11 protein-coding genes are annotated in these 14,817 nt (G+C 52.4%); 8 read left to right on the top strand and 3 right to left on the bottom strand.

Annotated elements, in window-relative coordinates; all coding sequences use genetic code 11:
* Nucleotides 1-176: 176 nt before the first annotated feature.
* Entirely contained in the window at nucleotides 177-1,646 is a 1,470-nt protein-coding gene (locus tag AC3WQT_RS22960; RefSeq protein ID WP_492707439.1) for an aminotransferase-like domain-containing protein, read from the top strand.
* A 158-nt stretch (nucleotides 1,647-1,804) separates the two neighbouring features.
* On the top strand, nucleotides 1,805-3,127 hold the full coding sequence (locus AC3WQT_RS22965) for a dicarboxylate/amino acid:cation symporter (protein ID WP_492707441.1): 1,323 nt from the start codon (nucleotides 1,805-1,807) through the stop codon (nucleotides 3,125-3,127).
* Between the two features lie 61 nt (nucleotides 3,128-3,188).
* On the opposite strand, the gene AC3WQT_RS22970 is transcribed toward AC3WQT_RS22965, so the two are convergent.
* On the bottom strand, nucleotides 3,189-4,415 hold the full coding sequence (locus tag AC3WQT_RS22970; RefSeq protein ID WP_492707443.1) for an MFS transporter: 1,227 nt from the start codon (nucleotides 4,413-4,415) through the stop codon (nucleotides 3,189-3,191).
* A gap of 78 nt (nucleotides 4,416-4,493) precedes the next feature.
* On the opposite strand from AC3WQT_RS22970, the gene paeA reads away from it, so the two are divergent.
* The 3 genes from paeA (at nucleotide 4,494) to AC3WQT_RS22985 (ending at nucleotide 9,566) form a co-directional block, all read left to right on the top strand.
* A complete protein-coding gene (gene paeA / locus AC3WQT_RS22975; protein ID WP_492707445.1) occupies nucleotides 4,494-5,807 on the top strand; it encodes a polyamine export protein PaeA in 1,314 nt (437 codons plus the stop codon).
* Nucleotides 5,808-5,914: 107 nt separating this feature from the next.
* On the top strand, nucleotides 5,915-7,189 hold the full coding sequence (locus tag AC3WQT_RS22980; protein WP_492707447.1) for an Hsp70 family protein: 1,275 nt from the start codon (nucleotides 5,915-5,917) through the stop codon (nucleotides 7,187-7,189).
* Between the two features lie 145 nt (nucleotides 7,190-7,334).
* Complete coding sequence (locus AC3WQT_RS22985; protein ID WP_492707449.1) at nucleotides 7,335-9,566, top strand: bifunctional diguanylate cyclase/phosphodiesterase; 2,232 nt, start codon at nucleotides 7,335-7,337, stop codon at nucleotides 9,564-9,566.
* Nucleotides 9,567-9,682: 116 nt separating this feature from the next.
* On the opposite strand, the gene AC3WQT_RS22990 is transcribed toward AC3WQT_RS22985, so the two are convergent.
* A complete protein-coding gene (locus AC3WQT_RS22990; protein WP_492707450.1) occupies nucleotides 9,683-10,243 on the bottom strand; it encodes a Spy/CpxP family protein refolding chaperone in 561 nt (186 codons plus the stop codon).
* Between the two features lie 308 nt (nucleotides 10,244-10,551).
* Here AC3WQT_RS22990 and AC3WQT_RS22995 point away from each other — a divergent pair, with 308 nt between their 5' ends.
* The 3 genes from AC3WQT_RS22995 to AC3WQT_RS23005 all read left to right on the top strand — a co-directional run bounded on the left by AC3WQT_RS22995 (nucleotide 10,552) and on the right by AC3WQT_RS23005 (nucleotide 13,305).
* Nucleotides 10,552-11,280 (top strand): response regulator, encoded by a 729-nt coding sequence (locus AC3WQT_RS22995; protein WP_492707452.1) that lies wholly within the window; start codon nucleotides 10,552-10,554, stop codon nucleotides 11,278-11,280.
* Complete coding sequence (locus AC3WQT_RS23000; protein ID WP_492707454.1) at nucleotides 11,277-12,623, top strand: ATP-binding protein; 1,347 nt, start codon at nucleotides 11,277-11,279, stop codon at nucleotides 12,621-12,623. Before AC3WQT_RS22995 ends, AC3WQT_RS23000 begins: the two co-directional genes overlap by 4 nt.
* A 208-nt stretch (nucleotides 12,624-12,831) precedes the next feature.
* The gene (locus AC3WQT_RS23005) at nucleotides 12,832-13,305 is read left to right on the top strand and encodes a DUF2721 domain-containing protein (RefSeq protein ID WP_492707720.1); all 474 of its coding nucleotides are present in this window, start codon (nucleotides 12,832-12,834) and stop codon (nucleotides 13,303-13,305) included.
* A 106-nt stretch (nucleotides 13,306-13,411) separates the two neighbouring features.
* Here the strand turns inward: AC3WQT_RS23005 and AC3WQT_RS23010 are convergent, their stop codons facing one another.
* A complete protein-coding gene (locus AC3WQT_RS23010; RefSeq protein ID WP_492707456.1) occupies nucleotides 13,412-14,806 on the bottom strand; it encodes a hypothetical protein in 1,395 nt (464 codons plus the stop codon).
* Between the last annotated feature and the right edge of the window lie 11 nt (nucleotides 14,807-14,817).

Raw genomic sequence — 14,817 nt, forward strand, 5'->3', positions numbered from 1 at the left:
GAAACGCTCCTCAAGGCGGTGAATGGCTAAGAGGATAAGACTTGTCAGACTTTCCGCACAGACACAGAGAAAGCCTATCTGTATCGTATCAGACAGAAAATTCAGAATCTGTTATTGTATCGCTAGCCCTGAACTGTATCCGTGCAGGCCCATGAGCAGCCTTACATTATCAAGCTATGCAAACCTTACCTCTCTACAGGCAACTGGCCGACCATTATCTGAATGCCATACGCTGCGGCACGCTGAAGCTGGGTGACCGTATGCCTTCTGTACGAAAACTCATGCAGGTGCATGGCGTCAGCTTGTCCACCGCCTTGCAGTTATGTCGCCAACTGGAAACCGAGGGTTGGCTGGAGGCGCGCCCGCGCTCAGGCTATTTTGTGCGGCAACCGCGGCGGGTGCGCCTGATACCGGCACAGGAACCAACCATAGGCAAGATCATCGACCCCGCGCAGTTTGTCGGCATCCATGAACTGGTGTCAGAAATCATCGCCCAGGGCCAGCGCCAGGTGAAATGCAATCTGGCACGCGCAACCGGTGGCCCCGCCCTGTACCCGCACCAGCAATTGCGCAGCCTGACCGTGAGCACTTTGCGCCGTTATCCTGAATTGCTGACCAAGGCGATATCGCCGGGTGGTAATCGCGAACTGAAAGCGGCATTGGCCAAGCGCGCGCTCGATTCGGGCATCAGCACATCCGCCGACCAGGTCATCATCACCAATGGCTGTATCGAGGCCTTGAACCTGGCCTTGCGTGCCGTCGCGCAAGCGGGTGATGTCATCGCAGTAGAATCGCCGACTTTTTACGGCCTCTTGCAAGTGCTGGAAAGCCTGGGCATGAAGGCGCTGGAAATACCCACCAGCCCGAGTACCGGCATTTCCGTCGAAGCGCTGGAACTGGCGATGCGCACCTATGACAATATCAAGGCGGTCGTGGTGGTGCCACATCTGCAGAATCCTTTGGGCAGCATGATGCCTGACCAGCACAAGCAAAAACTGGTAGCGCTGTGTGAAGCGCAAGGCGTACCGCTGATAGAAGATGACTCTTACAGCGCCCTCGCCGATGGTGACAAGATACCGACTGCACTCAAGCAATGGGACCACAGCGGCAACGTGATTTACTGCGCATCAGTACATAAAATTCTTGCGCCCGGCATGCGCGTGGGCTGGATACTGGCAGGTCGCTGGCAAGAGCGGGTCAACATGCTGAAGTACGCACACACACGTTATAACGAAGAATTGTCACAGATAGTCACGGCAACTTTTTTATTGTCGTCGGCTTACGACAGGCACCTGCGGAAACTACGTAGCAGCCTCGCTGTGCAAAGAGAAAAAATGGCAGAAGCGATTGCCACATATTTTCCCGAAGGCACGCGCGTGACCATGCCAGCCGGTGGAGTTTCGCTGTGGGTAGAGATGCCGACCGGCACTTCTTCCCGCGCTGTTTTTGATGCTGCGCTAGAGGAGAGCATCCTGGTTTCGCCGGGCTTGATGTACTCCAATTCAAATCGTTTTGATCATTTTTTGCGTATCAATTGCGGCATGCCATATACCCAGGATCTGGATGATGCGATGCGTTTGCTGGGCCGCATCATTCAACATCAGGCGACGCATTCTTCCGCATCAAGGCAACATATTGCGGCATAAAACCCTGCATAAAAATTAGGCACTGTGGAAAGCCACAATTGTGGCTGCTCCGCGCATTTTCCATAATGGCTGCACTGACGGAGAAAAATATTCCGCAACGTGCTCGCCATGATGATTTCATTCAGGCGAGACTTTCTACCATCCAATGGAGACCCAGGATGAAAGCTCAAGCCTTCTACAAATCCCTGTATTTTCAAGTCATCACGGCCATCGTTCTGGGCGTATGTCTTGGCCATTTTTATCCCGAATCCGGTGCGGCCATGAAGCCTCTCGGCGACGGTTTCATCAAGCTCATCAAGATGATGATTGCGCCGATTATTTTCTGTACCGTCGTAGTTGGTATCGCCGGTATGGAAGACATGAAAAAAGTCGGCAAGACCGGCGGCATGGCACTGCTGTATTTTGAAGTTGTCAGCACCCTAGCACTGATCATCGGCCTCATCATCGTCAACGTCGTGCAACCTGGTGTAGGTATGCATATCGATGTGCATACACTCGATACCAAGGGCATCGCCGCCTTTGCCGGACCTGGCAAAATGCAGACCACGACTGAGTTCCTGATGGCCATCATCCCTACTACTTTCACCGATGCTTTTGCCAAGGGTGAGATACTGCAGGTCTTGCTGATCTCCATCTTCTTTGGTTTTGCCCTGCATCGTTTTGGTGGTCGCGGCACGCTGGTATTTGATCTGGTAGAAAAATTCTCCCACGTGCTGTTTGTCATCGTTGGCTACATCATGAAAGTTGCTCCTATCGGTGCCTTTGGTGCGATGGCTTTCACGATAGGTAAGTACGGTGTCGGTTCGCTGGTGCAGCTCGGTTTCCTGATGGCGACTTTCTATGCAACCTGTCTGATTTTCATCTTCGTCGTTCTCGGTGCAATTGCCAAAGTACATGGTTTCAGTATCTGGAAATTCATCAAGTACATCAAGGAAGAATTACTCATCGTACTTGGTACTTCTTCTTCAGAATCAGTATTGCCACGCATGATGGCCAAGCTGGAAAACCTGGGTGTAAAAAAATCCGTGGTTGGTCTGGTGATCCCTACCGGTTACTCTTTCAATCTCGATGGCACTTCCATCTACCTGACCATGGCTGCGGTATTCATTGCCCAGGCCACGGATACACCGATGACTTTGATGCAGCAAATCACTTTGCTGGCAGTCTTGCTGCTGACATCCAAGGGCGCGGCAGGTATCACAGGTAGCGGCTTCATCGTGCTGGCAGCGACACTGTCAGCAGTTGGTGGTGTACCAGTCGCTGGTCTGGCCTTGATACTTGGTATAGATCGTTTCATGTCAGAAGCACGCGCCTTGACCAACCTGATCGGCAACGGTGTCGCCACTGTGGTGGTTGCCAAATGGGGTAATGACGTGGATACCGTCAAGATGCAAAGACGTTTGAATAATGAAACGGTGGAAGAAGCAGAAGACCCGGAACTCTTGATGGACACTGCATCCATGCATACAGCAGTGCGTTGAAGCTGGCTGCAGGTAAAACAGAAAGCGGACTCAAGGTCCGCTTTTTGCATTCCGGCTTCAGCTATTTTTTCAAATGCCGCAGTGCCAGAGTCAAGGCCATTAACTGTATGGTCGCCGCCAGGAAAAAAGGTGCGCCCAGCAAAACACTGCCCTTGGGAAAATGACTGACTTGCCCGACTATCGACGTCCCTATCAGTGTGGCAAACACACTCATGATACTGGCCAACGCAGTCAAAGAACCCATGGCAAGGCCTTGCGAGCGCGCATCCACAGCACGCGAGAAGAAACCCTGCAAGGCAGGCCCGGCGGCAAAAGCCAGCACATTACACAGGATCAGTACATACATCATCCAACCCTGATTGGCCAGGCCATAACAGCTGAGTGCCACGGTCGATGAAGCCAGGCCGATCAGGACTGCATTCGCATCGCCAACCCGCTTGATATAAGACCCCAGAAAAACACCCTGCATGAGCACGCTGGAAACACCAACCATGAACAGTGAAAAACCATTTTGCATGGGCGTCCAGCCAAAGCGCAATTCTGTCGATAACACCCAGGTAGTCTGCAAGGTAAATTGTGCAAACATGGTCAGTGCATACACCCACACCAGCGCACCGACGCCACGCAAATGAGCGAGACCGCGCAAACCCGCAAAGGGATTGGCGGCGGAAATATGAAATGCCTTGCGGTGATCGGCAGGCAGTGATTCTGGCAAGGTGAAATAACCGTACACCACATTTCCCAGCGCCACAGCCGCCGCCAGATAAAACGGATAGTGGATATGCGCCTCACCCAGCATGCCACCAATAACCGGGCCGCATATAAATCCCAGGCCAAACATGGCACCTATCTTGCCCAGGGCCTTGGCGCGGTTTTCCGGACTCGATACGTCCGCAATATAAGCATTCGCGACTGACAGATTACCTGCGGTGACACCACCGATGGCGCGCACCAGCAACATCCAGTAAATAGTCGTCACCTGGGTCAGTAACAGGAAATTCAAGCCCAGGCCGAATACACATATCAACAAGACCGGACGACGGCCATAGCGGTCACTGAGCGCCCCTATCATCGGGGCAAATATAAATTGCATGACCCCATAGATGGCGACAATCGCGCCGTACCAGTAAGCCTGACTATCGGCCTGCAAAGTATAACTGGCCACCAGCCGTGGCAAGACCGGGATGATGAGACCTATGCCCAGTATGTCGAGGAATACGGTGATCAATACAAAACGTACATTGGTCGGCAGTGCTTTAACGACATCGGCCTGTTCGGAACTTGTCATGAATGACAACCTTTAAGCGAAATATACAAAGCACAATAGTATATGATTACCGTCAAGTACATTTGCACGGGAGCCAATATGGCTTTGTTTGATCACTTTCTCATCATTGCCTTGCTGGTCGCCATCAGCGCATTTTTTTCCATGTCAGAGATTTCGCTGGCGGCTGCGCGCAAGGTCAAATTGCAGATACTGCATGCAGAGGGCGAGCAGCGTGCGGGCAAGGTGCTGGCACTGCAACAAGAGCCGGGGCATTTTTTCACGGTCGTACAAATCGCCCTGAATGCAGTTGCCATACTTGGCGGTATTCTGGGTGAACAGGCTTTGACGCCATATATCCTGAAAGCCCTGGTCGCTGTTTTCGGGATGACCAGTTGGGTGGAAACCGTCAGCTTTGTCACCTCCTTTTTGTTCGTGACCTCGATTTTCATTTTGTTTGCTGACCTGATGCCCAAGAAGATCGCCATGATCTCGCCAGAAACCGTGGCCATGCTGGTGGTCAGCCCCATACTCTTGTGCGTGCGCCTGTTCAAACCTCTGGTCTGGGTCTTCAATGGCCTGGCCAACCTGCTCCTGCGGCTGTTCAATTTACCAACGACACGCAATGAGCAAATCACGTCTGATGAAATCTATGCGATGTTTGATGCCGGGGCTGAAGCCGGGGTAGTGCTGGAAAGCGAACATCACATGATAGGCAATGTGTTCGAGCTGGAAAGCCGCACTGTGCCATCGGCCATGTCGCAGCGCGACAGCATCGTCTACTTCACCCTGCAAGACACCGATGTAGTGATACGCCAGAAGATCGCCGAGCATCCGCATACCAAGTTCCTGGTCTGTGATGGCAATATCGACAACGTGGTTGGTTATGTCGAATCCAAGGATATCTTGAAACGGGTACTGACCAACCAGGCTTTCACCAAGGTGCAGGAATTATCGATACGCACTGCCCTGGCGGTGCCTGATTCTCTGACCCTGTCTGAAATGCTGGAACAATTCAAGGGCACGCGCGAAGACTTTGCCGTCATCTTCAATGAATATGCGCTGGTAGTAGGCGTGATTACACTCAATGATGTGCTGAGTACCCTGATGGGCAACCTGGTTCATCCTTTCCTGGAAGACCAGATCGTCCAGCGTGATGCCAATTCCTGGCTCATTGACGGTGCGACAACAATCGAGGATGTCTGTCGTGCCCTCGACATAGATGGCTTGCCTGAGCAGGGAAGCTATGAGACCATTGCCGGTTTCATGATGACGATGCTGAAACGGATACCCAAACGCACTGATTTTGTGATGCTGGGGTCTTATAAGTTCGAAGTCGTCGATATTGATCACTATCGCATTGATCAGTTGCTGGTAGTTAAGCTCGATAGTGCGGAAACCAACAAATCATCGTAGTTATCACTAAGCTTCTTCCGTATCACGTCTTAACTCATTTATAACGCATTATCGTCAACAGCAGTTCACCCAAAGCTGCTGGCTTACCCGTTTTTATCAGGATTTTCATGTCGCACGCTTGTGGAGTAGATTTTGGCACCTCGAATTCAACTGTTGGCTGGCACAGGCCGGGCCAGCCTGCGCTGTTAGCGCTGGAAGAGGGCAAAGTCACGCTGCCATCGGTGGTATTTTTCGATGTCGAGGATGACCAGGTCACTTATGGCCGGGCTGCTCTGGGCAATTACCTGGCGGGTTATGAAGGCCGCCTGATGCGCTCGATGAAGAGTTTGCTGGGTACCAGCCTGATGGATGGCCAGACCGAAGTACAGGGCAAGTCCGTCCCCTTCCGCCATTTGCTGGCGCAATTTATCCGTGAACTCAAAGTGCGCGCAGAAAAATCTGCAGGCTGCAACTTTACCCAGGCTGTCATGGGCCGCCCTGTGCATTTCATTGATGATGACAGCAAGGCCGACAAGCTGGCGCAAGATACCCTGGAAGAAATCGCCCGCGCTGCCGGCTTCAAGGAAGTGCAGTTCCAGTATGAACCCATTGCCGCCGCCTTTGATTATGAATCACGCATCACCAAGGAAGAACTTGTACTGATCGCCGATATAGGCGGTGGTACTTCAGATTTTTCACTGGTGCGCCTGGCACCGGAACGTGCCCACAGGATAGACAGGAAAGACGATATCCTCGCCAATGGCGGTGTACATATCGGCGGCACCGACTTTGATAAATACCTGAGCCTGAACCACGTCATGCCCCTGCTCGGACTAGGTGGCCGTCTGGGCAGCCAGATCGAAGTGCCATCCAGTTATTATTTCAACCTGGCGACCTGGCACACGATCAACCTGACGTATACCCAAAAAGTCTGGCGTGAATTGCAGGAAGTTTATCGTGATATCAATACTGCCGAATTACGCCTGCGCTTTGAACGTCTGCTGAACCTGGTAGAAGAACGCGATGGCCACTGGCTGGCCATCAAGTCTGAAGAAGCCAAGATCTTATTGTCAGATCAGCACACCATCGACTTGCCACTGGAACGTTTGCGCAGCAAACAGCCTGCACCTGCCTGCCATCTGGCACTGGACCAGGATGGCTTGCAAGCCTCCATCGCCCACCTGACCAGCAATATCGGTGACACCGTCAACACCGTACTGAACATGGCAAACCTGAAACCGGAACAGGTCGATACCGTGTTTTTCACCGGTGGTTCCAGTGGCGTACGTGGCTTGCGCCAGCAAATCGCCAGCATAGTCCCGACCGCAACCAAGGTCGAAGGTGATCTTTTTGGCAGCATAGGATCAGGTCTTGGTCTGGATGCCGCCCGCCGCTTTGCATGAAAATTAGATTTGCAAGGAAGGCGTCAGTTTTGACTAATATATTTCACCTTAAGTCACAAAGTCGGTGAGCCATGCCTGCGTCCGACGCCAAAACTTAAACTATACTTGTTGCATCAATTAGCAGGCTTTTCTACCCGGAGAAGGCATGTCGAACGAACAAGACGATGATGATGAGCTGTTCCTGGTTGAGGATGCGGAAGAAGAAGCCGCCACTCAGCAAACAGGACGCAGCTGGAAAATCGCCATCGTCGATGATGATGAAGATGTACACCGCACCACCTGCTTTGCGCTGCAGTATGTGCAGATACTGAACCGTCCTCTGGAATTTATCCACACTTACTCCAAAAATGAGACCCGCAAAGTATTCGCAAGTGAAAGCGATATCGCCGTAGTCTTGCTGGATGTGGTCATGGAAACCGAGCATGCGGGACTGGAGCTGGTCAGCTTCATCCGCGATGAACTGGGCTGGACCGATACCCGTATCATCCTTCGCACCGGCCAACCCGGTTATGCACCGGAAGAAGAAGCGATACGCGACTATGACATCAACGACTATAAAACCAAGAATGAGCTGACACGCAAGAAATTGCTGACTTCACTGACGGCAGCAGTGCGCTCGTATGAACAGATACGCACCATCGATGCCAGCCGGCGTGGCCTGCACCAGATCATCAGTTCCAGCGCTGCCTTCACTTTCGACCATGGGATACAATCTTTTGCCAGCGGTGTAATTACCCAGATCGCCGCCTTGTGTGGCGTACCGCCAGAAGGTTTGTTGTGCGCCCAGGGCGAGCTCAATGAGCTGGATGAAGAAATCCCCGAGACTTTCAATGTCATCGCCTCTGCCGGGCATTACAGCAACCTGATGAATTGCCCGATTGATGATATCCACAGCAGTCGCGTGCGCGATGCCTTAAGACATGTGCTGACCAGACGTGAATCTCTGTTCACTGATCACAGCATGACCCTGTATTTCTCTGGCCGTGGCAACCGGCCTCTGGCTGCCTTCATCGACTTGCCGTTTTCGCTGTCGGAAATCAACCAGCATTTGCTGGAAGTATTTTGCTCCAACCTCGGCGTCTGTCTTGATAATCTGAGCCTGGTCAATCAACTCAAGAACCATGCTTATCGTGATCAGTTGTTGAAACTGCCTAACCGCCTGAAGTTCATAGAACAGATCAGCACTACCCTGGCAAGTGAACAGACCGGGCAAATGGTGGCATTGATAGACATTGACGATTTTGCTGAAATCAATGATGTGCTCGGCCATCATTACGGCGACCTGATCCTGAAAGCAGTCGCAGACAGGCTGCGTGAAAAACTGGGCGCTCACGTCTTCCTGGCCCGTATTTCCGGTGATGTATTCGGTCTGCTGGGCAGCAAGGAATTACTCGAGCCAGAAACCCTGAGACTGATGTTTGTCGAGTCATACACGATAGAAGAAACTGCCCATGCGGTGTCCATGTCGATAGGCATGGTGGCACTGGAAGGTTACGTAGGTGACGGTGCCGAACCGCTGAAAGACGCCAGTATCGCCCTCAAGCGCACCAAGATACATCAGCGTGGCAGTTGCACCTTATTTACCCGCTCCATGGGCATAGAGATACGCGAGCGCGCTACGCTCATGCAGCATTTGCACAAAGCCTTTGATGCCGAGCGCCTGTTCCTCATGTACCAGCCACAAATCGATCTGGAGAGCGGTCAATTTACTGGACTGGAAGCACTGATACGCTGGCGTAATGATGATGGTGTGCTAATACCACCAAATGACTTTATCCCGCTGGCAGAATATTCCGGTCTCATCATCAGCCTGGGTGCCTGGGTATTACGCACTGCCTGTTTCATGATGGTCAGATTACAAAAAGCGGGCATCGCGCCACAACGCATGGGTGTCAATGTCTCGGTCGTGCAATTCCGCCAGGATGACTTTATCGAAGTCGTCGAATCAGCGCTGAAAGAAACAGGATTACTGCCAGAAAATCTGGAGCTGGAAATTACAGAGTCTGTCACCATGACCAGCGCGGCCCTGTTTGAAAGCAAGCTCGCCAAGTTAAAACAAATGGGCGTAAAAATTGCCATCGATGATTTCGGCACCGGTTTTTCTTCACTCAGCTACCTTGATAAATTACCGGTAGACAGGCTGAAAATAGACCGCGCTTTCGTCAATCAAATCGATACGCCTGAGGGGCCGCGGATAGCCGAGCTGATTACGCAACTCGGTAAAAAACTTGGCTTGCAGGTGATCGCCGAAGGGGTAGAACATGAAACCCACTGGAAGACGCTGGCAGCCATGGGTTGTCATGAGGGCCAGGGCTTTTACATAGGCCGCCCCATGCTGGAAGAGAATCTTGTCTCCTGGATCAATCTCAGAAAATAAAAGGCTGTCACAAAATGGGGGAGTAAATTCCCCATCTCGCAACAGCCTTCTACGCTTTTCTACACTTACTTTTATTATCAGAACCGGCATACTGCAAGTTCTGATAATTTGACAGCTTACTTCTTGTCTGTCATCGGGGGACGATCACCGCTCTTTTGCATACCAGGACCATGCTCACCCATCTGCTTGCCCATGCGTTCACGCATATGCGATGCCATGCGTCGGTGGCTGTCATCAAAAATCTTTTGCTGCTCAGGTGTTAACACGGCATAGAAAGTTTTCAGGGAAGCCAGGCGCGTTTGCATTCTTGCCAGATGCTCCTTCATTTTTTCCAGACCTTTTTCCATGCGTTCTGGTGTCGTCAATTTTTCCATTTCCTTGCGGTCAGGACGGACTGGCATGGCGCCTGGATTCATGGCATCAATGAAGGTCTTCCAGGCTGGTTCTTGTGCAGCTGTAATTTTCAATTTGTCATGCAGTTCGGCCTGGTGTTTAGCCATGCGCTCTTTCATCTTTTCTGCCCACTTGGCGGGGTCGCCATGCGGCTGACCATGGCCAGCATGTGCAGAAGCAGACGGCGGTGCAGAAGATTGTGCCAGGGCGCTGCCTGCACTGGCGGCAATACCCAGACTGATTGCTGCCAGAGCCATGCAGAATTTTTTGTGTAAGGTTTTCATATTTTTTCTCTTTCTGAACAGTAGAACAAGCTCACACATCCGCAATATACATTTTACAAAAATACATTCCACAAAATGGTGAGTTAAGCTGGCTGATCGCTTTCTGGACTTGCATCAAGTCCTGCATTGCTGTCTCAGACATGTGATGTATCTTGCAGCAAGCTTGTAACGTCGAAATGTCCGTCTGCTCTCGCTTTGTATCGACGTGTAACAGTCAAGAATGATAAGGTGGTATGTTACGGTTTATCATAACAAGACGATACAAAATCAGGGTTTTTATCTACTGGATCGGGCTCATAATGAAGAACATGGACACACCAAATAAAATTCTCATCGTTGATGATGACCGCGACATCCGCAATTTGCTGGCTGATTATCTCGACAATAATGGCTACAGCACAGTCACGGCTGCTGAAGGCAATGCCATGTGGACAGCCCTGCAAAACCACCAGGTTGACCTGGTGGTGCTGGATTTGAATTTGCCTGGCGATGATGGCCTGACGCTTTGCCGTACCTTGCGCAGCAAATCAACTTTGCCTGTCATCATGTTGACTGCGCGCGGCGAACCGCTGGACCGTATCCTGGGCCTGGAAATGGGTGCAGATGATTACCTGCCCAAACCCTTCGAGCCACGCGAACTACTGGCGCGCATACGCAGTGTTTTGCGCCGTACCCAGACCAATGTCAATACGCATTCTGGCGAAGCCCTGCAAAAACTTAAATTTGCTGGCTGGACACTGGATTTGACGGCACGCCACTTGATCAGCCCGGATGGCATGGTAGTGTCATTGTCTGGCGCCGAGTTCCGCATGTTGAATATCTTCCTGGAACATCCTAACCGCGTGCTGAACCGTGATCAGTTGCTGAACATGACACATGGCCGCGATGCCGACCCGTTTGACCGTTCCATCGATATCCAGATCAGCCGCTTGCGCCAAAAACTGCGCGAAGATGCGCGTTCACCGCAAATCATCAAAACCGTCAGGAATGGCGGTTATGTACTGGCCGTTACCGTCGTCGTGGAGCAGGACGCATGAAAATCTTATCGTCGATGTGGGGCAGGGTATTTGCCATCCTTCTGCTGGGAGTAATCGCTTCGACGGTACTGACCTGGTCGCTGGCTTTTGGCGAAAGACAAAAAACCATATCGCAATACAGAGATTCACACGCAGTTGAACGGGCTGAACAACTGGTGCTGGCACTGGATGCCCTGCCGGCAGAAAACCGTGAAAAGTTTTTGGCAACTGCACCACGCCTGGGCTTGAAAGTAGCCACCCTGCCCGCCGAGACGACTGACCAGGCACCACGTTCTGAGTATGCAGCCGCTGTCAGCGAAAGACTGGGCAAGACCTTTCGCGTCATGTCACTGGCGCAAGATCCGGCATCCTGCCCGCGCAACCCGCAGAACATACAAACCAACCGCCTGCCCTGTGAAGCACTGGGCATCACCCTGCATGACGGTACCGCCCTGCGCCTGACGGTATTACCGCCACGTAATCCTGCCCCACCACTGCGCCCGGATTTCTTGCAATACCTGTTCCTGTTTTTAGCCAGTATTGCCGTTCTGGCATTCCTGATCGCGCGTATGACCATGCGGCCCTTGCAGCAAATGGCAAAGGCAGCCACGGCCCTGGGGCAAGACATTAACCGCCCTCCTTTGCCAGAAAAAGGGGCGACTGAAATCTTGCAGGCAACGCGTGCCTTCAATGCCATGCAAGCACGGATACGCCAGCATATCGCCCAGCGCACCCATATGCTGGCAGCCATCACCCATGACTTGCAAACCCCGTTGACGCGCCTGCGTCTGCGTCTGGAAAAAGTCAGGGATGAAGAATTGCGCGACAAACTCATAGAAGATTTGTCAGGCATGCAAATGATGATACGCGAAGGCCTGGATCTGGCGCGCAGCATGGACAGCAATGAAGCCCTGAAACCGCTGGACCTGGATTCGCTGCTTGATAGCGTATGCGCCGACGCCGCGGATGCCGGGCAAAACGTCAGCTTTCAAGGTAAGCCCGGCCTGACTGTCATGGCCAGGCCACAAGCCCTGCGCCGTTGCCTGACCAATCTGATCGACAATGCCGTCAAATATGGTCAATACGCCACAGTCAGCCTGGTGGCTGGCAAGGATGCCGCCAAGGATGTATTGCATGTGTTGATACGCGACGGCGGCCATGGCATACCGCCTGAATTTCAAAGCAAGGTGTTTGAGCCATTTTTTCGCATGGAAACCTCGCGCTCCAGAGAGTCTGGCGGCACTGGTCTGGGTCTGACGATAGCCCAGAATATCGCCCAGCAACACGGCGGCCAGCTGCAATTGAGCAATCTGCCTGAAGGTGGCCTGGAAGTTCGCCTGACGCTGCCTTTGCAAACGGCTTGACGTGGTTTGAATGGCAGGAGTTAGTACCCTCGCCTGTATCCTGGACCAGCCCCGCTGCATGCCAGTGGGGTAATCCTTCCTTAAGCCCTGCCTGCATGACAAAAACCTGTTGCTGTCAGCAAGGCTGCTCAAAAAAGTCTGCGCTCCATCTGCCCGGGCAAGCCCTCGTCCCTGTAAAATCCGGGGAAAACCTGAGGACTTGCACATGATTAATCTACAACTAAGCGATGTCAGCCACATCATACAACTCTCGATTGCCCCGGTCTTCCTGCTGACCGGCGTGGGTACCACACTCTCGGTCCTGACCAGCCGCCTGGCCCGTATCATAGATCGCTCAAGGGTCGTGGAAGACTTGCTGCATGGCGAGAATAGCCCACCCGTCAGCCCTCCTGGCGTGGAAGAAGAATTGCACGAACTATATGAACGCTCACACCTGATCAACCGCGCCATCACCCTCAGCACATCCTGTGGTTTGCTGATCTGTCTGGTGATTGCTACCTTGTTCATGGGCGATGCCACCAGCCTGAATCTCGACAAGCTGATTGCCACCCTGTTTGTGGGCGGGGTGTTTTCCCTGATAGGCAGCTTCATTTATTTCATGCGCGAGATTTTTGTCGCCACCAAGACCCTGACACGCCAGCGCAAACTGGGCAGGCGTAAGATCATTGCCCGCGAATCGTAATATCAGACAAGCCCCAATAAAAAGCCCCGCTATCTTTACGATGCGGGGCTTTTTTTTAGCTGCCTGCTTATTTCAAGCTCTTATTTCAAGCTCTTACTTCACGCTGTTATTTCACTACGGCTGGTGCCTGTACCGTGACGATGACATCAATGGAAGCCGTGCCAGGATTAGCCACGGTAATCGGTTGATAACTACCAGTAGCGCGGAAAATCAATGTCCCCGGTGTGCCAGGCGAAATAAATCCGGCATTGCTGGTACCTGCACCGGCGATGGCAACGGTAGTACCGGCAATCTGCGTCCAGCTGTAGTAGATGATATTGCTGGTATTCGACGGCGCATCGACTTTCAGGGTAACGGCACTATTGGTCAGCACTACTTGTACCGGGGTATACGACACCAGCGAAATAGGTGGCAAGGGGTCTACATAAAACACCACATCCATCTGGACGATAGGATCCAGCGAAAAACCGCCAGGCTGGATGACGGAATTTGAGGCATTGAGGGTAAATACAAAAGGTGTACGCACATCGACAAACTTGGGCAGGGCGGCACTGGCCACACTGCTGAAAGCATTGAAAATTTCTACCGAAGGACCGGATTTTTGCTTCCAGTAATAATAAATAGGTGTGCTGCTGTCGACCTTGCCGTTGGCATCGTATTTGACCGACTTGCTGCCATCAAGAGTGATGGTAGAACCTGCCGCAACCACACCTCCGCTGTAAGAGATAGGCACGACTGTCGGCTTGATGATAGGTGTCACTGTCACGGTCTGGGTTGCCGTACCTACTTTTTGCTTGTCATCAGTGACACGGCATTGCACTTTTAAGGCCGTAGATGCTGTCACTACAGGCGCGGTAAAACTGGTGGCGGCAGTATCCGCCGGTGCCAGGGTAATGGTAGTACCGGCTGCATCGCTGACCACCCATTGATAGGAATAAGGTTCACCCGTAGCTGCCGGTGTACCACCACTGCCGGTACAACTCAGGCTGACTTTGTCACCCGATGTGGCATTAGTGGTGCCGCTGACTTTGGCTATTGGATTGGCAGTCGTGGATGCCTCCTGTTTCACCAGCAAAGTGGTGGACGCCTTGATGGTATTGCCTTTAACGTCAACAGCATTGAGGGTCAATTTATAGGTATAGTCCGCCGTCAACAAAGCCGGCGGGGTGACTTGCAGGACACAGCTGGCATCAGCACCTGTACTGCTCTTGCTGATGATCTTGCAATCTGCATTCGTCACTGCTGCCAGCGGGTTGGCTGACAGGGTCAGGTTCTCTACCTGCCAGTACATATTCGTGATGACACCGACGGTACTGCTGGCCTGACCATTAAAGCTCAGGGGCGCACCACTGGTCACTGTCAAGGCATCGGGAACCGCAATCGCCATGGGGTTGGCCGTCGTGCCGCCACCTGTACCCGCGGTACCACCGCCACCTCCGCCACAAGCCACCATGGCCAGGCTGGATAAAACGATTAGGGCTGTTTTGATTTGCTGAAACACGCTGACTCCGA

This window comes from Undibacterium sp. FW305-107 (assembly GCF_058788535.1).